The organism is Cupriavidus sp. 01L43, assembly GCF_056399925.1.
In genome coordinates this window covers 176,015-196,701 of sequence record NZ_JBFTSH010000005.1, presented here as the reverse complement: position 1 = coordinate 196,701, position 20,687 = coordinate 176,015, and the positions used below count along the sequence as shown (strand labels likewise).

Sequence of the window (20,687 nt, the reverse complement as noted above, 5' to 3'; positions counted from 1 at the left end):
GGCTAGAACTCCGCGAAGACCCCGATTTCCGCCTGCTTGCGCGTATAGGACGGGTTGTCGTAGTAGATGGCGCGCAGGTTGATGCCATAGCGCTTGGTGATCCATTTACGCCAGGTCAGCGAGACCTCATGGCTCTTGAAGTCGCTCAGCAGGGCCTGCTCGCCGGTCAGTTGGTAGGCTTCGCTGCCGCCGTCGTACTTCAATGTGATGAACTGATCCTTGTCGCGGCCGTAGGCAATGGCGACAATGCCGCGATTGGAGCGGACATTGCCCGGGTCGCTGCGGTTCAGCCGTGCGCCCAACTGGAGGATCCAGGGCGCGTCGAAGTAATAGGTCAGGCCAAGCAGCAGGGTCTTGTCGGTATAGACATCCTTGGCGCGGTAGTAGGTAAAGCCAACGCTCGCCACCAGGTTCTTCTTCTCGAGCAGTTTGCGGAACAGCAACCCATCGGCCCGGAACTCGGGCAGGAAGAAGCCGCCCGCGCTGGTGCCGGCGCTGATGAAGCCATACCAGTTCTCGTCGAAGGTGCGCGTGTAGCCCAGGCCGAAGAACGTGCCATGATCGCCAAAATGGCTCTGGTGGCTGATTTCGCCAGTGACGTAGTCCTTCGGGGTGAAATTGACCCCGCCTCGCACGTACTGGTCGTTCCAGTTGGCATTGTCGCCGGAGAGGTTGGCGTGGCCGAGGCCGCCTTCGATGAAACCGGTGAGCAGCGGCGCGAATGTTCTTGGCGGCGTGGCTTCCGCCTGGGCGCGGACATCGGTGGCGGCGAGCAGTGCCAGCATGCCCAGCAGGGGCAAGGCACGGGTGCCGTTGGTTCTGGTATCGGAGTGCTTTGCCATGCGTATCCTCTCGATCGTGAATCGATGTCGCACGGAAGGCCCTGCCAGGAGCCTCCGGCCCGCAAGCTGCCGATGCACCATACACCGCTTCGCCATGGGCGGTCGATGCGAACTGCCCGAAGCGCCGGTTATGGTCGCGGGTGATGCAAATCAGCGACACCGCATGCCAGCCGGAGGCGGTGCCACCACCTGTTCCGCAGTGAGGCGTGACGCGAATGCCAGGTACAGCGCCTCCTCCAGGACATTCCAGTGCGTGCCATGCCGGAACTGGATGGAGCGCATGCGCCAGCACGCAATCGCTTCCTTGTCTCCCATCTTGTCGGCCACCAGGGCCACCAGTCCCCACGGAAAGTCGGCCTCGGACATCTGCAGCCAGACCATGCGGTTCTCCTTCATCCACAACGCGTAGGCCGCCGCATGGGGCCGGCTGGCGGGCCGGATATCGGCCAGGATGGGGAAGATCTGCGCCACGGCGTCCGGGTAGAACTCCGACTCGGTGCGTGGCTGGGTGCTGACGAGGTAGCCCAGGTTGGGGCGCCAGAACACCCGCAGGATGTCCTTGTCGAGCTGTTCGGCCTTGCGCATCCAGCCGGCGGCGCCTGCGGCATCGCCGCGACGCCGGTGATAGTCGCCGACAGCCTTGAAGGCACTCGACACTTCCACGTTGTCCATCAGCAGGGCCACCGGAAGCTTGGCCGAGATCAGGTAGACGCCGGAAGCCGGGGCGCGCAGGGTGTCCAGGTGCCGGCTCGCCTTGTCGAAACTGGCCTGCCACGCCGGCGGCATGCCCTTGGGCGGCGCCGCGCGTACCAGCAATTCCATCCAGACCGCCATCAACGCGTCGTCGGCGTCAGCCTCCTGGCACGAGACGAAGCGCTGGCCTTTCACGCAGTAACGGTCGAAGCGTCCGTCCGCGTGCTGGCGCGGAAGCAGCCAGCCGATCCAGCGGATGGCCGCGGTTCGCGTGGTCATGCCGGCGTCCTGCGCCGCCAGCAGTGCCTTCGACGCAAAGTACGGATCGATCGAGTCCCCGTTGAAATAGGTCGTGATCGCCCCGTCGGGCCGCTGGTAGTCGGCCATCACCAGCTCGGCGGCGCGCGCCGGCGCGGTGAGGCTGGTAGCAATCAGGAGGAGCAGCGTGAGCAATGTCTTCATGGTGTGCCGGGGCATGGTGGAGTGGCCGCATGGCCATCCGACAAGACCCTTCCTCCCTCCGGGGCGCATGCCGCGCCATAAACCACTGTTCCGGCGCACACGCGAAGCACCGGCGCCACCAGGGTGGTGCATTTGTCCGCTGTGCCGATCGTACAGCGCGCGCCGACATCGATCTCGCGCTCGGCGGCCACGGGTCCGGCGATGACGCATTCGCGCGCCACCGAGATGGCGCCCGCGGCAATCAGGGCCCCGTCGATGCGCACCCGCGTACCCAGCCAGATGCCACCGCTTGCCTTGACGCTGCCAATGATGCGCGCCCCGGTGCCGATCCACAAGTCGCCATGCACGACAAGGTCGCCGCGATACAAGGTGCTGGCGGGAAATGTCAGATCATGCGTGACCAGCCAGCGGCCATCCCTGGCTTCGGGCGGCACGATGACGGCATGGGCCCAGTCTCCCCCGGCCGGTGCGGCGGCATCCATGTCGAAGGGCACGCCAGCGTGGCGTGGGCCGAACCAGATCACCGCGGCGCTGACCGAGGTGAACTCGCATTCGTCTTCCAGGCGGATGCCGTACAGCGCCGAAGCTGGCCCGAGCAAGCGCCCCTTCGCCTCCACGTGGATACTGCGCGCATGCGCCCAGCGCTGCAGCTCGCTGCCGCTGCGCATCAGGATCTCGCCTTCGGACAGCAGTACCTGCGTGCGATTGCGCCGGCCCGTGGAAATACTGCGGCGGCCGTAGATGGGCCGGGAAAACGTGTGGAGATCCGGAAGCACCAGCGATCCGCCGGTGACGATGGCGCGCTCGCACACGCCATCGAATGCCTCCGCCGCCTTCGGCATGAACTTGCCAGTGACATGGACTACGGGGCCCAGGTCGTCGAGTGGGTGTGCCACGGCGTGCAGGCCGTTGCCATCGCCATGCCGCGCGGCGAGCGCGCGGAATCCCGCCGCCACCGCCGCGACGTCCAGCGTATGTTCGCCATCGATGGCCAGCGGGTGGGTATCGCGGCGGCGCCGCCACTCGAGCACGGACGGCAACAGTGGCAGCGCAAAGACCAGCATGGTGAGCGTGCCGAGCAGCAGGGGCCACATGGTCAGCTCCTCTGCCGGTAGCGCGCCGTCTTGTCCCACCGCATTTCGCGGCGCAGCAGGTAGTCGAAGACCACCTGGCTGAAGATGGCGCGCGACACGGCCAGCATGCTGACCAGGAAGCCGAAGTAGTTCAGTGGCAGCAGGCGGATGCGTTCACGTGTGCCGTCCAGGTAGACGGCGGCCGCGATCTCGAAGAACGCCGCGAAATTTCCGAGCGTCCCATACGACATCAGCGCGAACAGGATCACGGCTTCACCGAACAGCGAAAGGCCGCCGGCATAGAACAGCAGGATCGCCATCAGCCAGCCGAGCAGCATCAGCGGCGCCATCATGTAGATGCCGAGCAACGCCACGCCGTCGATCTTTTCGAACAGACCGTGGTGCCGGCAGGTGGCCATCTTCAGCCCGTGTCGAAACAACGCCTGATTGTGGCCCTTGGTCCAGCGCATGATCTGTCGTATGCGCACCGGCCAGGTCTCTGGCACCTCCTCATAGCATTCCGACCAGTTCTGGTAGACCGTCTTCCAGTTGGCCAGCAGCAGCCGGTAGGTCACGTCCGTGTCTTCGGCCAGCACATCGTCGTGCCAGCCGCCCACGCTGCGCAGTGCCCGCATCCTGACGCCGCCGACGGTACCGCCATACTGCGGCACCAGGCTCAGGTTCATGCGCGCCTGCTGGTCCACCTGGTAGCCGCCAGAGCGTTCCAGGTCCAGCAACCGCGTCAGCAGGTTGCTGCCCAGGTTCAGCGGCACCACGCGGCCCATGGTTGCGCCAACCTCGGGATCGAAGAACGGGGCCACCAGTTGCTTGAGCAGATTTACCGGCGGCAGGTAGTCCGCATCGAACACGATGATGATGTCGCTGGCGACGGCCTCGCTGGCATCCTTCAGGGCAGCGGCCTTGCCGGGCTTGCCACTCGTGCGGTGGAACGGCGTGACACGGCCCGGGTATTGCCGGACGAAGTCGTCGATGATCTCGCGCGTGCGGTCGCTGGAGCGGTCATTGACGGGCATGATGGTGAGCCGGTCGACGGGATAGTCCGCGTGCAGCAGGCACTTCAGCGACCCGGCGATCACCGCCTCCTCGTTATGTGCCGCGACCAGCACGGTCAGGGTGGGCCAGTCCGCGATGTCGATGTCCAGGTACGGGTGGCGCTGCTCCCCGAACAGCCGGTTCAGCGTGAACAGGTAGTGACGAACGGCATAGAAGAGCACCAACCCCACGATCAGCATCAGCACGACCGTCATGGGCCGCGCGATCGCCCTGGTTTCCTCGCGCAGGGGCGGCTTCAGCGCCGCGACGTTGGAGCGGGGGCGGGGGCGCAGCGCTGGCTCAGGCGCGCCATCGCTTTCCAGCGTGTCCAGCATCGGCATCGCAACTTCCATCGCGCCGGCACCGGGTCCGGCAGCGGCGAGCGTCACGGTTCCTGGCGACGGCCTGGTGGCGGTTTTCGGAGGGACGGACCCGCGGGCGAACGATTCGCCCCTCACAGGTGCTTCCGTGGCCTTCGTCTCGGGCGCGGACATGCTGAAGACCAGCAGTGCGTTCATCGAGAGAAACAGGCGATACACCAGGCGCATGCTCAATGCCCTCCCGTGTCGTTTTCCGTGGGGCTTGCCATGCTGCCGCAGCCAACCCCGCGCATCAGTGCTTGCCGGCGACGAATGCCAGCGAGTTGCCCCCCGTAGCGGTGACGATCCAGTTGGCGGCATCCCACGTCACCGTGGCGAGTCCCTGCGTCACCACCGGCTGGCTATAGCCGGAGCGCGGCAGGACCCAGGCCATGTCGGTCAGGTCGGTCGGGTGGCTGGCCTGGAACGACCATGCGTTGCCGGTATCGGTGGCCTGCCAGGTGGTCTGCTCGCGACGCTGGCCGAACTGCGCCAGGGTATCCATCGTGTACCAGTTGAACTGCCCGCTGGCCTTCAGGTTGGCGGCTTTGTTGAACAGGGCATTGAGCACCGTCGGGTAATCGGCGGCGCCCCGCGGATGCATGTAGATCAGCCGGCCGGTGCGATTCTTCACCACGAAGTCGATCAGTTGCCGGTACCAGGTGGTGATGGTGGCAGCCGGAACGTTGAACTCATCGAACTCTTCGAACGTGGCATAGGGCCCGAACGGCATCACCGGGAAGGCACGGATGGTGTTGTTCGACAGCACGCCATTGCGATAACTCCGCGTCGGTGCCATGCCCGTATGGCCGAGGAAGTAATAACTGCTGTTGCCGTTGGCCTCCAGCCAATTGACGGACCACTGCGGTGTATTGCCTTCCGGCGCGGCGTATTCGACGGCCGGTATCGCGGTGGCACTCTCCACGCTTTGCTTGTTCATCACCAGGTACTGCTCGAAGGTGGCCTGGTTGGTCTCGCTGGCGTTGGCGCCCCAGAAATCATGAATCCAGCCCCCATGACTGCCAATCCGGTGCCCCTTGGACAGCAGGTACGCCACCAGCTGTTGGGCCGTGATGTTGCCGGACAGGTTGACGCCTTTGGCGTCACCGCCGGTGATCTGGTCCGGACCCGCTGTGATGGAAATGGAGAAGGGGCCGTTGTTGAAGGTACCCCGGCTCTTGAGAACGTTCGCGGGTGCAACCTGGTCACCCGCGCAGAAGTGCCAGTTCAGCACCAGGCCGCCACGTGCCTGAGGCTGGGCCGAGAGGCGCGCCATCTTCATCAGGTTGCTACCGAAGTAACGCAGGAAGCCGTGCATCAGCATGCCGTCCGTCTGGCCCTTCAGGTACGAAAGTGGCAAGTTGACGAACAGCACCCGCCCCGATCCGACATTGCGCAACCCCGCCACGAGACCGAAGTTCGGCGAGGTCACCAGGGCGGTGCCCGTATAGGTGCCCTGGGTGACGAAACTCGGATAGATCAGGAAGCCGTAGACATAGCCCGAGATGCCTTCCACGGGATCTGTGCCCGCCGCATCCCACACCATGGATTTTCCCGGCGGCACCTGCAGGGTCCTGAGCGTGGTCCCCAATGCGGTGATCGGTCCCACGCCAATCATGTTACCGAGCAGCTGGTCGTAGAGCACGTAGTCAACGCCGGCCAGGCTGCTGAGCCGGCTTTTGGGCGATGCATAGAACCCCGTGGTGGTCAGCGCGCCGAAGTCGTACACCAGCATCAGTTGCCCGCCCTGGTTCGCATACGTATCGAGCGCCGCGATCAGCGCATCGCTCGCATTCACATGGACCTGGTCTGGCAGGATCACGCCGGAGAACTGGGCGGGGGTAATCCCCTGCTGGAATTGCGTGTCGTTGATGATGGTGATCTTCAGTCCCTCTTCCTGTGCGGCGTCCAGCCACGCCGAGACGCGCGGATCGGGAAGGGTGAGGCCATCGGGCACCAGCAGTGCGATCTGGTTGGTGGCGGCATGCGTCATGGCCGGCAAGACAGCGGCCAACGCGAGCGCAAGGAGGATTAACGCGCTCGTGCGCCGCAGGAAAGATTGGAGTTGGTTGAACACGGTCATCTCCCAACGCGATGAATATCGGTTTGCCTCCCGGTACAAGCCAGGCGGCCGCGACGCGTACATACGCGTATGCGTGCGTGTGCCTGAACGGCCGTCAGTCCGGCTCGGCCGCCGGCGCCGGTGCAAGCGTGTACTGGCCCGAACGCACTTTTGGCCCGGCTTTGACCTTCTTCGGCTGTTTAGCCTTGATCTTGTCTTTTTGCGCCTTGTCCTTGCCCTTGCCCTTGCCGTCGGATTCGTAGGCGAAGTCGAGCTGGACGCCATGGTCGTAGCCTGCCAGCCCTCCGGGGTCCGCCGGACTCGCGGGCAGGTAGAGCGGCGCGCCAGCCGTCGCCGTCGTCGCTTCGCCGGTCAATGCGGCAAAGGTGGTGGCGGGTGCCGTGGCACCCGCGACAGCCACAGCTGTTGCTGCTGCTGCAATACGTGAGAGGTTCATTGCTTCGCTCCTCTTGACCAACTACCAGCCCGGCGGGCGGTTGCGCTGAACCGCCGATGTCGCCAGGACAGGTCCTGTACTACAGGCTGACGGCGTCGGCATCGGCCGACTCGTCGCCGCATTCCCCATATGCACCGGGGTGCTCGCCCTCCAGCGCCTGCACGATGCGTTCGCTGGCGCGGCCGTCGCCGAACGGGTTGTGGGCACGCGCCATGCGCGCGTACGCCTCCGCATCGTTCAGTAACTGTTCTGCCGCCACGATGAGCCTTGCCGGATCGGTACCCACCAGCCGCGCTGTGCCGGCGGCCACGGCTTCCGGCCGCTCGGTGGTTTCCCGCGTGACCAGTACCGGCTTGCCCAGCGCCGGCGCTTCCTCCTGGATGCCGCCCGAATCGGTGATGATCAGGTGGGCGCGCGACATCAGGAACACGAAGGGCAGGTAGTCCTGGGGCTCGATCAGGTGGATGTCCGGATGCCCGCTCAGGATCGCCTGCACCGGTTCTCGCACGCGCGGGTTGAGATGCACCGGGTAGACGATCTGGATATCCGGATTGCGGTCCGCCAACGCGCGCAGCGCGGTGAACAGGCGCTCGAATGGCGTACCGAAGTTCTCGCGACGATGCCCCGTTACCAGCACGAGCCTGCGCGACGCATCCAGGAAGGGATAGCGCGCGCTAAGTTGGGTACGCATCTGCACATCGGCATCCAGTCGGGCCTTGACCCGCAGCAGGGCGTCAATGCCGGTGTTGCCAGTCAGGCTGATGCCGCAGGGATCGACACCTTCGCGCAACAACGCTTCCCGGGCCTGCCGCGTCGGCGCGAAATGCCAGGACGCCATCACGTCGGTCACGCGCCGGTTCATCTCTTCAGGCCAGGGGGCGCCGAGATTGCCGGTGCGCAGTCCCGCTTCGACGTGTCCGACGGCCACATTGCGATAGAACGCCGCGAGCGTTGCGGCCAGGGTGGTCGTGGTGTCGCCATGCACAAGCATGGCATCCGGCAGGAACCGGTCCAGCACCGAGTGCACGCCGGAAAGCACACGCGTGGTGATGTCCGACAGGCTCTGACCATGGCTGATGACGTTCAGGTCGAAGTCCGGAACGATGTCGAAGAGCCGCAGTACCTGGTCGAGCATTTGCCGGTGCTGGCCCGTTACGCATACCCGGAGGTCGAAATTCGCGGATTCCCTGAGCCGATGGATGAGCGGTGCCATCTTGATGGCCTCGGGGCGGGTACCGAATACAGCCAGCACTGTCTTGGGCATGTCGGTCTCTCCTGCAAAAGGGGGTCATGCCGCCGGGGCGTTGGCGATGCTGCCGATCGCCTTTGTCCCCACACTTCCCGCGCGCAGGGCACTGCGGATTATTACCAGCCAAACATAACCATGGCGCACTTATGCCCCGTCAAGCTACATCACGACAGAGGGGAGCGATGCCTGTGCCACCCTCTCGTAGCCTGTTGAATCCGCAGAGAATTCGGACAAGTCAGCGAACGCATATATCGCCTCGGGTGTGAAAACGGTTGCAGGAGCGATACGGGGGGCGCACCGTGCATCGGGATCCCGATGCCGACGCGGTATCCGATGCTGCACCGGCACCCTCCTCAACGCCTGAGAAGTCTGTTGCACGGGGCGTGAATTCCATGGGGTGGTGAGATGTCGGCTTTCGGCGTCGTCCGGCAGATGTGTTGCGGGCTCCTCGACTGGAGGGTCGCAACACAATGTGGGCGGTGGAAAGCAGGGGCCACACGTGGAGCGAAATGGGCCTTGGGGACTACAGCAAAGGGATGATGAATGTCGAGCTGCCCTCACCCGGGAGCGCTGAGATCCCTCTTACGACTTAGCCCCCGGGAGCACCGACCGGGAGGGGGCATTGGTTACAAGAATGAACATCGTGCAGATCAGAGTTACCTATTTCCTGAAGTGGTCGCATCACCCGTGGCCCCGGGTGCAAGCCGCTTATCACCTGAGCGGCTAACGACATGACGAATCGGCAGTTCCGGCGCCACGCGTATCGACCTACGATGGTCGGTCTGCTTCATGCGCCCAAGCCCATCTTTTTCCGTTCCCGATCGTCATGCACTTTCCCGCTCTACCTGCGCCCCTGCGCGCCGCGCTTGCGGTACTCGCCGTGCTCCACGCCGCCACCGTGACCGCGTCTGCACAACAGCCCTTCCCGTCGAAGCCGATCAACTACGTGGTGCCCTATACACCCGGGGGCACCAATGACAACGTCGCACGGATCATTGCCAGGCGGCTGGCCGAGAAGGCTGGACAACCGGTGGTGATCGAATACAAGGCCGGCGCAGGCGGCACGCTCGGGGCCGGCTTCGTGGCGGCGTCTCCGGCGGACGGATACACACTGCTCAATACGTCGATTGGCAACCTGGCCATCGCTCCGCAGTTAATGACCGTAAAGTTCGACCCGTTTTACGACCTCGTGCCCGTTGCCTATATCGGCAACTCGCTGGCGACGGTGGCTATCAACCCAGCGCTGCCGATCCGAACACTGCCGGAGTTGATTGCCTACGCGCGCGCGAATCCCGGCAAGCTCACGTTCGCCAGTTCGGGCAATGGCACCCCGGGGCACCTGGCTGGCGAGTTGCTCAAGCGGCTCGCCAGCATCGATATCCGGCACGTGCCTTACAAGGGCAGTGCGCCGGCCGTGGCCGATGTGGTGGCGGGCCACGTGGACCTGGTTTTCGATCCGCTCAGCACGCAGTTCATCAAGCAGGGTAAGCTGCGCGCGCTCGCCTACTTCGGTGGTGCGCGTTCGCCAGACCTGCCCAACGTGCCCAGCATCCGCGATGCGGGTATCAAGGGCTGGGAAGACTCGCTGGCCGGTGCATTCTTCATCACCGCGCCGCGCAACGTGCCGCCCGAGGTGCTGGCCAGGCTGCGTCAGTGGATCGGCGAGATCCTGGCAGAGCCCGACACCGTTGCCGCGCTGGGCCGCGTCCAGGTGGATGTGCAGACGCTGACGGCGGAGCAGACGTCGCAGCGCATCCGCCAGGTACACGAGATTGCCGCGCGTGTGGTCAAGGACAGCACAGTGCAGGGAAACTGAGCAGAGACAATCATGAAACTTGGATTGTTCCTGCTCGCGGCCGGGCATCATGCGGCCGGTTGGCGATACCCAGGCGCCGAGTCTGGTACCGAGAACATCGACCTGGTCGTGCGTATGACACAGGCGGCCGAGCGCGCGAAGTTCGACATGGTGTTCTTCGGCGACCGGCTGCTGACTTCCGCCGACGCCCATCCTTCGATGATCACGCGCCCCGATCCGCTGGCCATGCTCGCTGCGCTGTCGATGGTGACCACACATGTCGGGCTGGCTGCCACCGCGTCGACGACATACAGCGAACCGTTCAACCTGGCGCGAACGCTGGCGACCATAGACAAGTTGTCGCGCGGCCGCGCCGCGTGGAACATCGTGACCACATTCGCGGACGGCTCGGTGAACTTCAGCCGCAGCCGTCACCCCGATCACGCCGAACGCTATGCCATTGCCGAAGAGTTCGTCTCGGTGATAAAGGGGCTTTGGCGCTCGTGGGATCCGGACCCGTACGTTCAGGACAAGGCTGGTGGCATCTATATCGACGTGGACAAGATGCACCCGCTGAACCACGAAGGCCGTCACTTCTCGGTCGCCGGCCCACTCAACGTCACGAACAGTGAACAGGGACAGCCCGTGCTGATCCAGGCAGGTTCGTCGGGCCCGGGCCAGGCATTGGCCGCGCGTCATGCGGAAGTGGTTTTCACCGCGCAACAGGACCTCGAATCGGCGACCGAGTTTGCAAACGGCCTGCGCCGGCAGGTGGCTGAAGCGGGACGCGATCCGCGTCATTGCCTGATCATGCCCGGCCTGATGCCGATCATCGGCGCGACCGAGGCAGAGGCACACGACAAGCTCGCGCAACTGCAGTCCTTCACCGACCAGTCGAATGCGTTGGCCATCCTGGCCGAGCAACTCGCCGTCGACGTGTCGGGCTTCGCGCTCGACGCGCCGCTGCCGCCATTGCCCGCGCAGGTCGTCGTGCATAGCCGCAGCGCGTTGCTCATCAGGCTGGCGCGTGACCGCGGGCTAACGCTGCGCCAGCTCTATCATCTGGTGGCCAGTGCGCGCGGCCACCAGATCGTGGTTGGCACCGCCGCACAGGTGGCCGACCACATGATCGAATGGGTGCGTGCCGGCGCCGCCGATGGCTTCAACATCATGCCCGCCTATTTCCCCGGTGGATTTGAAGACTTCACGCGCGAGGTGGTGCCGATCCTGCAAGCTCGCGGAGCGTTCCGACGCGACTATGAGGGCCGCACGTTGCGGGACCATCTTCAATTGCCACTTCCGCAGGGTCGTTGACGCCACGTTGAGCGTGCAAGTCGGGCGCGCATATCCAAGTACGAAAAGATTTGTTCGTATTGGATGTATCCCTCCATAAGCTGATTGGTCCGCGACATTGCTTGACTGCATGCCGACATCGTGTCGGCAGGCGTGTCCGGACTCATACTGGCTTTCATCATGCTGCGCCGCAGACTGCTCGACACATTGAAATCCGCACTGGTGGCCTTTGCCTGCTCCGCCTGCGCAACCGCCGCCATCGCCGCCATCGCCGACACGCCGGCCGACAGCTTTCCGGCCAGGACCGTCCGCATCATCGTACCGGTGTCGGCTGGCGGCAGCGCCGACAAGCTGGCCCGTACATTGGCGCAGAAGCTCAGCGAGCGGTGGCACCAGAGCGTGGTGGTCGAAAACGTGTCCGGCGCCAGCGGCACAATTGGTGCGGCCCAGGTGGCCCGCGCCACGCCGGACGGCTACACGTTGCTGCTGGGCGGCGAAGGCGTAACGCTAAATGCTTCGCTGTTCAAGCGGCTGCCCTACGACACGCGGCACGCATTCCGTGGCGTGACCAAGGCTGTCGTCAGCCCGCAGATCCTGGTCGTCCGTCCCGACCTGGGCGTAAGAACCTTCGGCGAGTACCTCGCGCTGACGCGGCGCAAGCCCGGCGAACTCGCGCTGGGATTGCCCGGCAATGGTGGGATCGCCCACGTCGCGCATGAAATGCTGTCGCGCCAGCTCGGCATCGAGGTCAACTACATCCCATACCCCGGCGGCGGCCCTGCCACGCTTGATCTGCTCGGTGGCCATATCGACGCCACGCTGATCACGCTGGCCGCCGTCACCGACTACGTGCGCAACGGACGCCTGACCGCGCTCGCCGTCACCACGCCCTACCGTTCGAAGGCGCTCCCGCAAGTGCCCACGATGGCCGAATCCGGTGCACCGGGCTTCGCGGTGGAAAGCTGGCAGGGCCTGCTCGCCCCGGCCGGCACGCCAACCGAGGTTGTCGAGCGCATCAACCGCGATGCCACGGCCGTGCTGACCCAGCCGTCCACCAGGCAGCAGCTTGAAGAGGCCGGCTTTGTTGTGGTGGCCTCTTCGGCGCGGGCGCTCGACGACACGCTATCGAAGGATTTGCCCCGATACGCGGCGGTCATCGTATCTGCCGGGATCACGCTGAACTAGCTGCTGCGCACCGCCGCCGCACCCCTTCATGGGAATCTCCCTTGCTGTGCAGCGGTGCCTTTTCCAGGCGCCGGCTGACCAGCTTCCACTACCCAAGCCTCATGACAACCGACCACACCCTGCGCGCCATCGCCGCACTCGCGTTCACCCTCCTCGCCACCCAGCCGGCACACGCTGATGCCACGCTCGACAAGATCAAGCAACGCGGCAAAGTTGCCATCGGCGTGCTGGTCAACGGGGGCCCTTTCGGATCGATCGATCCTGCGACCCAGCAACTGACCGGCTGGAATCCCGAACTTGCCCGCGACCTCGCCCGGCGGCTAGGCGTGGAAGCTGAACTCGTACAGGTCAATCCGTCGAACCGCGTGCAGTTCCTGCAGGCAGGCAAGGTAGACCTGCTGATCGCCTCGATGGAGTACAACGCCGATCGCGGTGAGCTGCTGTCCTATGCGCCCACGCCGTTCTATCGCGTGGGCGGCACCGCCGCGGCGCTCAAGACCAGCGGCATCCATCAATGGGATGACCTTCGCGGCAAGACCGTCTGCGCATCGCAGGGCAGCAGCTTCGTGAAGCCGCTGCAGGAGCAATACGGCGCCCAGGTGCGCGGTTTCAAAACCGCATCCGAATCGCTGCTGGCCTTGCGTGGCGGCCAATGCGTGGCGGCGGTCCATGACGCCACGCTGATCCATCCGCTGCTGCGTACCAATGCCGAGTGGGCCGGCTACGCAGCGCCGATTCCGACCGAGATCCTGCCCGCGCCATCGGTGGTCTGGGCGCGCAAGGGGGAGGCGGATACCGTCGCCGCAGTAGACAAGGTCGTGCAGGAATGGCACCGCACGGGCTGGCTGATCGGCACGGAGAAGCGGCTTGGCATTACGCCGCCGCAGCCACTGCTGCCCGAGTTGCAAGCCAGGTACAAGGGTTGAGGGGGCGCCCGATGGACAAGCGTCTCGTATCGGGCGCCCTGCTGCTGGCTGGGGTCGCGCTGGCGCATACCGCATGGGCTGACGCCACGCTCGACAGGATTCGGCAGCGCGGCAAGCTGTCGGTGGGCATCGATGGCGCCAGCCCGCCATTCGGCCTCCTCGACACTGCGACCGGCAAGACCGGCGGCTACCAGACGGAACTGGCGGCAGACCTGGCCCGGCGCCTTGGCGTGCAACTTGAGACCGTACCGGTAACCGCATCCACGCGCGTGCAGTTCCTGCAGGCCGGCAAGGTCGACCTGCTCGTGGCCAACATCCAGTGGACGCAGGAACGCAGCGAGATTCTGAGCTTCGCGCCCACGCCCTACGACCTGGTCGGCGGCGGCGCGATGGTGTCCAGGCAAAGCGGCATCAAACGCTGGGAGGATCTGCGCGGGAAGGTGGCCTGCGTATCTCAGGGCAGCAACTTCGCGAAGCCGCTGGCCGAACAGTACGGCGCCATCGTCAAGGGCCTGCGCGGCATTCCGGAATCCCTGCTGGCGCTCAAGGGGGGCTCGTGCGCGGCGTCAGTGCATATCCAGCCAGCGCTGTACCAGACGCTGACCGGCCCCAACAAGGCAGAGTGGACCGCCTTCGCGCTGGCCACCGAAGATCAGTTGATCCCTTCCCCAACCGTCGTGTGGACGCGGCGCGGCGAACAGGACACCGTGGCGTTTGTCGACAAGGCCATCCGCGACTGGCATCGCACCGGCTTCCTGCTCAGCCAGGCCCGCAAGTTCGGCGTGCCGGACGGTGCCTATATCAGGGCCGCCCACGACCATGCCCGCCAGGGCAAGTTCGACGTGGCGCCGCAGGATTTCACGGTCTTCACGGAAAGCCGGAAACCATGACCACGCCGTCCATTACGTCGTCCCAGCGTGCCCGTCGCGTCCGGCTGTCGCCGATTGCGGCCGCCGGGCAGCGCCATGTGCTGGAAGCGGCATTGCGGCGCATCGCGCAGGCCGTGGGCAGGCTGCGCCCCGCGCCAGCGGAGGCGCGCCCATGATTGACGCCCGGATCGTCTCCGTCATCGCCGCCCTCAAACCGTTGGGCCTGAACTATGCGTTCGTGCTGGACACCACGGAGCGCACCGCGTTTCTCCACGGATTGGTCGTCACGCTGCAACTCTGCGCACTGACGATTCCGTGCAGCCTGGTAGCTGGCGCGGTCCTGGCCGCGCTACTCACGTCCGGCAAGGCGGCCCTGGCCACGCCAGCGCGTGCGTTCGTCGAACTGACGCGTAACACGCCCACGCTGGTACAGCTCTATTGCGGCTTCCTCGTGCTGAACATGCTGATTACCCAGCATCTGCACAACTTGGGCAGCAGCAATCCGCTGACGCCGTTCTTCTGGGTCGTCGCCGTCGTCTCGCTGCACAAGGCCGTGTTTCACGCCGAGGCGCTCCGCGCCGGCATCGAAGCCGTGCCGGGGGCCACACTGGAAGCCGCGCGCTCGCTGGGGTTCTCCCGCCGGCAACTGCTGCTGCAGGTCGAATTGCCGCTGGCCGTCCGATTCGCGCTGCCCGCGCTGGTCAACAACCTCGTCGACCTGGTCAAGATGACAGCCGTCGCGTCGGCCATCGCCGTCGGCGACGTCACGTACGAGTCCATCATGATCTGGACCCAGCGCGACAATGTGCTGGAGCTGCTGCTGTTGATCCTGGCATGCTTCGGATTGCTGACCTGGCTGGTCAGCCGAACAGGACGCTGGCTGGAACTACGCTTGAGGATGCCCGGCTATGGCCAGTAATCCGCTCGCCCTGCGCTGGCGCGTGGCGCCCAACCCCGTCAGGAGCGCCCTCCTCAGCCCCTGGGCGCTCGCCGCCGTGTGCGTGCTGGCCGTGGTCGGATTCTGGACCGCCACCGGTAGCACCCCGGCTGTATTCCGCAATCTCTGGACCTGGTCACCCGCGCTGCTGCGCGGCATGGGGGCCAATATCGAGATCAGCATCCTTGCGATGGCGCTCGGCACGCTGGCCGGCCTGGTCATCGGGGCGCTGTCACTGTCCACCTATCCTTGGGTACGCCACATGGCGCGTCTGTGGGTACAGGCGTTCCGCAACGCGCCCATCCTGGTACTCGTGTACTTCACCACCTACGTGTTTCCGTTCGAGCTTCACATCGCCCATTGGACCGTGCCGTTCCCGGACTGGATCAAGGTCGTGCTGGGTCTCGCACTCCCCGCCAGTGCCAATGTGGCCGAGATTTTCCGCGGCGCGATCCAGTCGATTCCAAGTGCTCAGTGGGAGGCCGCCCAGTCGCTGGCGTTCCGTCGCAGCCAGATTTTCCGGCTCATCGTACTGCCGCAGTGCCTGCGACGCATGCTACCGCCGTGGATGAACCTGTACGCGAGCATCACCATGAGCACGTCGTTGGCCTCCCTGGTTGGCGTGCACGACGTGGTCGATACCGCCCAAGTGGCCAGCAATACCGTGGCCCGCACCGATTTCACGGTGCTGGTCTACTTCACGCTGCTGGGCCTTTTCTTTGCTTACTGCTATCCGATCGCGCGCGCCACGCGTGCGCTGGAGCGTCGTCATGACCGCCACTGACTCCTTCCTGCGCAGCCGGCAGTCGCCGGCGCCGGCCGCACCGCTTGTCGCGCTGCACGATGTCCACCTGACCTTCGGCGACAACAGCGTGCTCAAGGGTATCGACGTCGAGGTACGACGCGGCGAGGCCGTGACCATCATCGGGCCGTCCGGTTCGGGAAAGAGCACGATCCTGCGCTGCATCACTGGCCTGCTGCGGCCGCAGCAGGGGCAGATTCGCGTTGGCGATACCGCGGTGGAGACCCTGTGCACCGAAGACGAGCTGATTGCGCTGCGCAAGCGCGTGGGCTTTGTCTTCCAGCAGTACAACCTGTTTCCGCACCTGACCGTGCTGGAGAATCTGGTGATCGCGCCCACTCGCGTGAATGGCCGCACCCGCCGCGAGGCCGAGCAGGAAGCCCATGCGCTGCTGGGCAAGGTGCGGCTGTCGGACACGGCACACGCCTATCCGGGCGAGCTGTCGGGCGGTCAGCAGCAACGGGTGGCGATTGCCCGGGCGCTAGCCATGCGCCCGGAGCTGATGCTCTTCGACGAGGTGACGTCTGCGCTTGATCCCGAAACCGTTGGCGAAGTGCTGACCGTTATCCGTGAACTGGTGGAAGACGGCATGACCTGCGTGCTGGTGACGCACGAAATGCGCTTCGCGGCCGAAATCAGCGACCACATCTATTTCACCGAGGCGGGTCGCATCGTCGAGCACGGTCCGCCCGAACAGATCTTCGGCGCTCCCCGCCACGAACGCACGCGCGCATTCCTGCGCCGGGCGCTGGGCGCCATCCCGCGCCTGCCCGCCGAATTCAATGCCGCGTTCGCCCCGGCATCCGCAACCATCCAAGGCTGACAAGGACGATCGATGAGCCAGAATTCCGCGGACGGCATCCACACGCGGCTACTGCATGCCGGCGCACCGCGCCTGCGCAACGGCGTCGGCCCCGTCAACGTCCCTGTGGTGCGTACCAGCACGGTGCGCTTCGAGGATATCGAGACGCTGGCCGACCGTCAGCACCGCCGCTCACACGGCGAGCGCATTGCCACCTACGGTCGCCACGGACTCGACACGCATGAGGCGCTGGAAGACGCGCTGTGCACGCTCGAAGGCGGGCATCGTGCATTCCTCACGCCGTCCGGATTGTCGGCGATTACGCTGGTGCTGCTGGCGCTGCTCGGTCCGGGCGATCATGCGCTGGTTTCCGACACGGTCTACGCACCACTGCGCCGGGTTGACCAGACACTGCTGCAGCGGCTGGGCGTGCAGATTCAGTACTTCTCGCCCGCACACGACAACCTTGATGCATTGATCCGCACCAATACGCGGCTCGTGTACGTGGAGTCGCCGGGTTCCTTGCTGTTCGATGTCCTGGATCTGCCTGCCCTGACCGCCATTGCCCGCGCGAGGGGCGTTCCCGTGGCCATCGACAACACGTGGAGCGGCGGCTGGTTCCTGCAGCCGCTGCGGCTGGGGGCCAATATCTCGATCCAGGCTGCAACCAAGTACATCGCTGGCCATTCCGACGTGATGCAAGGGGCAGTCGTGGTCGACGGCCAGGCAGTGGCGGACCGCATCGCCAACGCGCACGAAGCGCTGGGCCTGACGATTGGTGCCGATGACGCCTACCTGGCATTGCGCGGACTGCGCACGCTGCCCGTACGGCTCGCGCAGCACCAGCGTAACGCCACCGAGGTAGCGCAATGGCTACAGCGGCAGCCGCAGGTCGCCCGGACCTTCTATCCTGCGCTGCCCGAAGACCCCGGCCACGCGCTCTGGAGGCGCGATTTCACCGGCGCCAGTGGGCTGGTGTCGTTTGCTCTGCTGGGGACAGACCATGCCGCCGCCGGCCGTCTGGTCAATGCCTTCCGGCTGTTTTCGATCGGCGCTTCGTGGGGCGGCTACGAGAGCCTGGCACTGGTGGCGCCGGCCGAACGGCTCAACGCATCCCGAACTTGGCAGGAACATGGCAACAACGCCCCGGTCATCCGTCTGCATGTCGGCCTGGAAGATCCGCGCGACCTGATCGCGGATCTTCAGCAAGCTTTCCAACACACCATCGCCTGAGGAAAGCATGCGCGACATCGACCCATTCGCCCGAGACACGCGGCGGCGGCCAAGGCGGCCCTGCCAGGTGTATGCGCACGCCGTCTGGCGTGGCAGTTCGATTCAACTCGCCGTCTCGGCCGCCTCGATCAGGCGGATGCCGATGTCGCCCTCGCGCCCCAGTTGTTCCACGAGATTGACCTCCCAGTCGAGATACGCCTGGAAGCCGGCATTCCGTTGCGCGACATCGGAATGCTGATACGGGCTGAACCAGTAGTCGTCGTCGCCGGTCAGCACCCGCTCGCCACCCGTTCCCACGGGTAGCCCTGCAGCCACCCACGCCTGCGTGCCGCCGCTTAGGTAGCGGGTATCACGGCCAGTACGCGCCACCAGTTCCGCGGCCACCGCGCGCGCGAGCACACCATCCGACGAAGTGATCAGGATGACGTGATCTGCCGGAATGTCGGCAATCAGCGCTTCCAGCCGGTCTGGCACAGCGAAATACGCGCCCTCTGCATGGCGCTTCTCGTAGGCGGATCGTCGCTCCACATCGAACAACCTTGCCGTGCCGGACGCCAGCCGTTGCGACGCCTGCTGCGCCGACACCGGCGCGGCAGGCGGTTGCGATATCAGCACGCGCACCGGCTCCGGGCCGGTCACGAGACCCGCATGGGCCTGAGGAGCGTAGACGAAGACCTCGTAGCCGCCTAGCTGCGCCAGCCACGCGGCCGTTGTCAGCGCGCGCACGCCGTCGAAGTCCGCCAGAACAATGCGCGCACGGCGCGTGGCCAGGTACTCGTCGGTCGCCTGCACCAGTTGCCCGCCTGGGACCCAGCGCCAGCCGGGCAGATGGCCCCCCTCATACTCGCTGCGCGTGCGCACATCGAATCGGTACAGCGTACGCGTCTGCGACGCTGCCTCCAGTCGTTCCAGGCCGGCGGCGTCGATCCTCTGTACACCCGCGCGCGCGGCCACATGCTCGGCGCGAGCACGGGCGCCATCGAGCGTTGTAGCGGATGGCTCCGGCAGCGGCGTCACGCGCCCCTTCGCCAGCATCCGGCCAGACAGCAACCAGGCCATCGTACCGTCCTTGAGCGACGCCACCGGGTTGGGAATGCCCGCATCGATCAGCGTTTGCGCGCCCACAATGCTGCGCGTGCGGCCCGCGCAATTGACCACTACAAGCGTGCCGGGGTTCGGCGCAAGTTCGCCAATTCGGTAGACCAGCTCCGCACCAGGCAGGCTATGCGCGAACGGGAGGCTGAAATCGGTAAACTCCTCGGTGGTGCGGCTGTCGACCACGACGATGTCGTCGCCTTCTTCGATACGGCTGTGCAGCTCGTCGACGTCGATCCAGGGCGTATGCTTCTCGTGCTCGATGACCTCGCCGAACGCCTTGCTGGGAACGTTGCTGCCCGTGAACAGCTCATTCCCGGTCGCAGCCCAGGCGGCGACGCCACCTTCGAGCACGGACACATTGCCCCAGCCCAGGCGTACCAGCTTTGCGGCCGCCTGGTGTGCGACCGCGTCGGCATTGCCGCCGCCGTCGAGCAGTACGATGCGCGTGTCGCGTCTTGGCACCAGGCGATCGATCAGCAGTTCCAGGCGCCACAATGGTGCGGACGCCGCCAGCAGCGGATGGCCCTTCGTATGGACGCCAGTCTCGCGAACATCGAGCAGCGCGATCTCCTGCCCATCGGCCAGCGCCTCCTTCAGCGCTGCGGCCCCGACCACGGGTGCGGCCAGCCGGCGCGGCGGGCCAAAGTGGCGGTACGTGCCGCCGGCCTTGCTTTCGAACACCACGCGGCCTGCCAGACGATCCAGCGCCAGCCCGTAGAAGTGCAAATGCAGCCCTTTCTCCTCACCGATCAGTTCGATTGTGTGTACGTCGTCCGGCAGCAACGTCACGGAGGTGCCAACCACGACATCGAATTCGTCGATCTCGTGCAGTGTGTCGCGCGCCGGGTCATCGGTCCCCTCACGCGCGTAGAAGTTGTTCCGTTCGCGGCCACTGATGCCGGCAATGATCGCCCATGTGGTGTGATCGTGCGGCGGTTGCGCCTTGCCTGGCAGCCCGGCTGACACATACAACGCGAACCTGCCGTCGATATCCTCGGCCAGGCGGTAGACCTGTGCCGGGTTGCTGGCGGACACCGGAAAATGCTCACCTGGAAACAGTTCGCGTTCCTGGCCGAGTGCCTCCAACGCCCGCGCAACCGGTTCGAGCCCAGCCTTGTCGGTCACAGCAGTGCTTCCGAGCAGGCGGCGCGCTTCGGCGATGAATCCGGCTACGGCCCGGTGACGGCGGCTGGCGATGTCGGTTCCTGCTGCAGCAGGGAAAGATGTCTGAGATGCGGTCATGTCGAAGGGCCAAAGGGTCGGATGGGGACAAGCTACCGACTCTAGGGCCTGCCGCGTGCGCAAGGAACGAACAAACACGCACAAGGTTATGCGTGATTGGCAATAGGCCGCGGCGTGATGAGCATCGGCCAGAAGACCCATGTGGCCCGTGCCACGATGTCAGCCTGAGCATCCCACAAGCCTGAACTGCCCAGTCATAGCGGCCCCTTCATATGCTTCTGTAAATCTGTTCGTTTGCTTCCCCACAGCCCGGCC

At 65.3% G+C, this 20,687-nt stretch carries 18 protein-coding genes; 10 read left to right on the top strand and 8 right to left on the bottom strand.

Annotated elements, in window-relative coordinates; all coding sequences use genetic code 11:
• Positions 1–2 precede the first annotated feature (2 nt).
• From AC1DP9_RS11510 to wecB, 7 genes are all read right to left on the bottom strand, one after another.
• Positions 3–842, bottom strand: a complete 840-nt coding sequence (locus AC1DP9_RS11510) for a YaiO family outer membrane beta-barrel protein (protein WP_477107397.1) — start codon at positions 840–842, stop codon at positions 3–5.
• 150 nt (positions 843–992) lie between these two features.
• The gene (locus AC1DP9_RS11505; RefSeq protein WP_255370786.1) at positions 993–1,997 is read right to left on the bottom strand and encodes a prenyltransferase/squalene oxidase repeat-containing protein; all 1,005 of its coding nucleotides are present in this window, start codon (positions 1,995–1,997) and stop codon (positions 993–995) included.
• A complete protein-coding gene (locus AC1DP9_RS11500; RefSeq protein WP_477107396.1) occupies positions 1,994–3,091 on the bottom strand; it encodes a bactofilin family protein in 1,098 nt (365 codons plus the stop codon). Before AC1DP9_RS11500 ends, AC1DP9_RS11505 begins: the two co-directional genes overlap by 4 nt.
• Before the next feature lie 2 nt (positions 3,092–3,093).
• Positions 3,094–4,671, bottom strand: a complete 1,578-nt coding sequence (locus tag AC1DP9_RS11495) for a glycosyltransferase family 2 protein (RefSeq protein ID WP_092293994.1) — start codon at positions 4,669–4,671, stop codon at positions 3,094–3,096.
• Positions 4,672–4,735: 64 nt separating this feature from the next.
• Positions 4,736–6,475 (bottom strand): polysaccharide deacetylase family protein, encoded by a 1,740-nt coding sequence (locus tag AC1DP9_RS11490; RefSeq protein WP_477107496.1) that lies wholly within the window; start codon positions 6,473–6,475, stop codon positions 4,736–4,738.
• A gap of 184 nt (positions 6,476–6,659) precedes the next feature.
• Positions 6,660–7,001, bottom strand: coding sequence for a hypothetical protein (locus AC1DP9_RS11485; RefSeq protein ID WP_477107395.1), 342 nt, complete (start codon positions 6,999–7,001; stop codon positions 6,660–6,662).
• A 79-nt stretch (positions 7,002–7,080) separates the two neighbouring features.
• Positions 7,081–8,265 (bottom strand): non-hydrolyzing UDP-N-acetylglucosamine 2-epimerase, encoded by a 1,185-nt coding sequence (gene wecB, locus AC1DP9_RS11480; RefSeq protein WP_477107394.1) that lies wholly within the window; start codon positions 8,263–8,265, stop codon positions 7,081–7,083.
• Between the two features lie 811 nt (positions 8,266–9,076).
• Between wecB and AC1DP9_RS11475 the strand changes: the two genes are divergently transcribed.
• The 10 genes from AC1DP9_RS11475 to metC all read left to right on the top strand — a co-directional run bounded on the left by AC1DP9_RS11475 (position 9,077) and on the right by metC (position 18,092).
• Positions 9,077–10,066, top strand: a complete 990-nt coding sequence (locus AC1DP9_RS11475; RefSeq protein WP_477107393.1) for a Bug family tripartite tricarboxylate transporter substrate binding protein — start codon at positions 9,077–9,079, stop codon at positions 10,064–10,066.
• Positions 10,067–10,078: 12 nt separating this feature from the next.
• Positions 10,079–11,359, top strand: coding sequence for an LLM class flavin-dependent oxidoreductase (locus AC1DP9_RS11470; protein ID WP_441591237.1), 1,281 nt, complete (start codon positions 10,079–10,081; stop codon positions 11,357–11,359).
• A gap of 159 nt (positions 11,360–11,518) precedes the next feature.
• Positions 11,519–12,523, top strand: a complete 1,005-nt coding sequence (locus AC1DP9_RS11465; RefSeq protein WP_441644911.1) for a tripartite tricarboxylate transporter substrate binding protein — start codon at positions 11,519–11,521, stop codon at positions 12,521–12,523.
• Between the two features lie 101 nt (positions 12,524–12,624).
• The gene (locus AC1DP9_RS11460; RefSeq protein ID WP_477107392.1) at positions 12,625–13,449 is read left to right on the top strand and encodes a transporter substrate-binding domain-containing protein; all 825 of its coding nucleotides are present in this window, start codon (positions 12,625–12,627) and stop codon (positions 13,447–13,449) included.
• Between the two features lie 11 nt (positions 13,450–13,460).
• The gene (locus AC1DP9_RS11455) at positions 13,461–14,339 is read left to right on the top strand and encodes a transporter substrate-binding domain-containing protein (RefSeq protein WP_477107391.1); all 879 of its coding nucleotides are present in this window, start codon (positions 13,461–13,463) and stop codon (positions 14,337–14,339) included.
• Complete coding sequence (locus tag AC1DP9_RS11450) at positions 14,336–14,494, top strand: hypothetical protein (protein ID WP_477107390.1); 159 nt, start codon at positions 14,336–14,338, stop codon at positions 14,492–14,494. The genes AC1DP9_RS11455 and AC1DP9_RS11450 overlap by 4 nt, the downstream gene beginning before the upstream one ends.
• Positions 14,491–15,237, top strand: a complete 747-nt coding sequence (locus tag AC1DP9_RS11445; protein WP_477107389.1) for an amino acid ABC transporter permease — start codon at positions 14,491–14,493, stop codon at positions 15,235–15,237. Before AC1DP9_RS11450 ends, AC1DP9_RS11445 begins: the two co-directional genes overlap by 4 nt.
• Positions 15,227–16,039, top strand: a complete 813-nt coding sequence (locus AC1DP9_RS11440; protein ID WP_441591235.1) for an amino acid ABC transporter permease — start codon at positions 15,227–15,229, stop codon at positions 16,037–16,039. Before AC1DP9_RS11445 ends, AC1DP9_RS11440 begins: the two co-directional genes overlap by 11 nt.
• Entirely contained in the window at positions 16,026–16,880 is an 855-nt protein-coding gene (locus tag AC1DP9_RS11435; RefSeq protein ID WP_477107388.1) for an amino acid ABC transporter ATP-binding protein, read from the top strand. Before AC1DP9_RS11440 ends, AC1DP9_RS11435 begins: the two co-directional genes overlap by 14 nt.
• A gap of 12 nt (positions 16,881–16,892) precedes the next feature.
• Positions 16,893–18,092: a cystathionine beta-lyase gene (gene metC, locus AC1DP9_RS11430; RefSeq protein WP_477107387.1), complete on the top strand. Its 1,200-nt coding sequence runs from the start codon at positions 16,893–16,895 to the stop codon at positions 18,090–18,092.
• Positions 18,093–18,194: 102 nt separating this feature from the next.
• Here metC and AC1DP9_RS11425 read toward each other — a convergent pair whose 3' ends face one another.
• Positions 18,195–20,432, bottom strand: a complete 2,238-nt coding sequence (locus tag AC1DP9_RS11425) for a rhodanese-like domain-containing protein (RefSeq protein WP_477107386.1) — start codon at positions 20,430–20,432, stop codon at positions 18,195–18,197.
• Between the last annotated feature and the right edge of the window lie 255 nt (positions 20,433–20,687).

Bases quoted from the DNA above. Each gene is read 5' to 3' on its own strand.
- AC1DP9_RS11510 (WP_477107397.1), bottom strand. From the start codon at position 842: ATGGCAAAGCACTCCGATACCAGAACCAACGGCACCCGTGCCTTGCCC.
- AC1DP9_RS11505 (WP_255370786.1), bottom strand. From the start codon at position 1,997: ATGAAGACATTGCTCACGCTGCTCCTCCTGATTGCTACCAGCCTCACC.
- AC1DP9_RS11500 (WP_477107396.1), bottom strand. From the start codon at position 3,091: ATGTGGCCCCTGCTGCTCGGCACGCTCACCATGCTGGTCTTTGCGCTG.
- AC1DP9_RS11495 (WP_092293994.1), bottom strand. From the start codon at position 4,671: ATGCGCCTGGTGTATCGCCTGTTTCTCTCGATGAACGCACTGCTGGTC.
- AC1DP9_RS11490 (WP_477107496.1), bottom strand. From the start codon at position 6,475: ATGACGCATGCCGCCACCAACCAGATCGCACTGCTGGTGCCCGATGGC.
- AC1DP9_RS11485 (WP_477107395.1), bottom strand. From the start codon at position 7,001: ATGAACCTCTCACGTATTGCAGCAGCAGCAACAGCTGTGGCTGTCGCG.
- wecB (WP_477107394.1), bottom strand. From the start codon at position 8,265: ATGCCCAAGACAGTGCTGGCTGTATTCGGTACCCGCCCCGAGGCCATC.
- AC1DP9_RS11475 (WP_477107393.1), top strand. From the start codon at position 9,077: ATGCACTTTCCCGCTCTACCTGCGCCCCTGCGCGCCGCGCTTGCGGTA.
- AC1DP9_RS11470 (WP_441591237.1), top strand. From the start codon at position 10,079: ATGAAACTTGGATTGTTCCTGCTCGCGGCCGGGCATCATGCGGCCGGT.
- AC1DP9_RS11465 (WP_441644911.1), top strand. From the start codon at position 11,519: ATGCTGCGCCGCAGACTGCTCGACACATTGAAATCCGCACTGGTGGCC.
- AC1DP9_RS11460 (WP_477107392.1), top strand. From the start codon at position 12,625: ATGACAACCGACCACACCCTGCGCGCCATCGCCGCACTCGCGTTCACC.
- AC1DP9_RS11455 (WP_477107391.1), top strand. From the start codon at position 13,461: ATGGACAAGCGTCTCGTATCGGGCGCCCTGCTGCTGGCTGGGGTCGCG.
- AC1DP9_RS11450 (WP_477107390.1), top strand. From the start codon at position 14,336: ATGACCACGCCGTCCATTACGTCGTCCCAGCGTGCCCGTCGCGTCCGG.
- AC1DP9_RS11445 (WP_477107389.1), top strand. From the start codon at position 14,491: ATGATTGACGCCCGGATCGTCTCCGTCATCGCCGCCCTCAAACCGTTG.
- AC1DP9_RS11440 (WP_441591235.1), top strand. From the start codon at position 15,227: ATGGCCAGTAATCCGCTCGCCCTGCGCTGGCGCGTGGCGCCCAACCCC.
- AC1DP9_RS11435 (WP_477107388.1), top strand. From the start codon at position 16,026: ATGACCGCCACTGACTCCTTCCTGCGCAGCCGGCAGTCGCCGGCGCCG.
- metC (WP_477107387.1), top strand. From the start codon at position 16,893: ATGAGCCAGAATTCCGCGGACGGCATCCACACGCGGCTACTGCATGCC.
- AC1DP9_RS11425 (WP_477107386.1), bottom strand. From the start codon at position 20,432: ATGACCGCATCTCAGACATCTTTCCCTGCTGCAGCAGGAACCGACATC.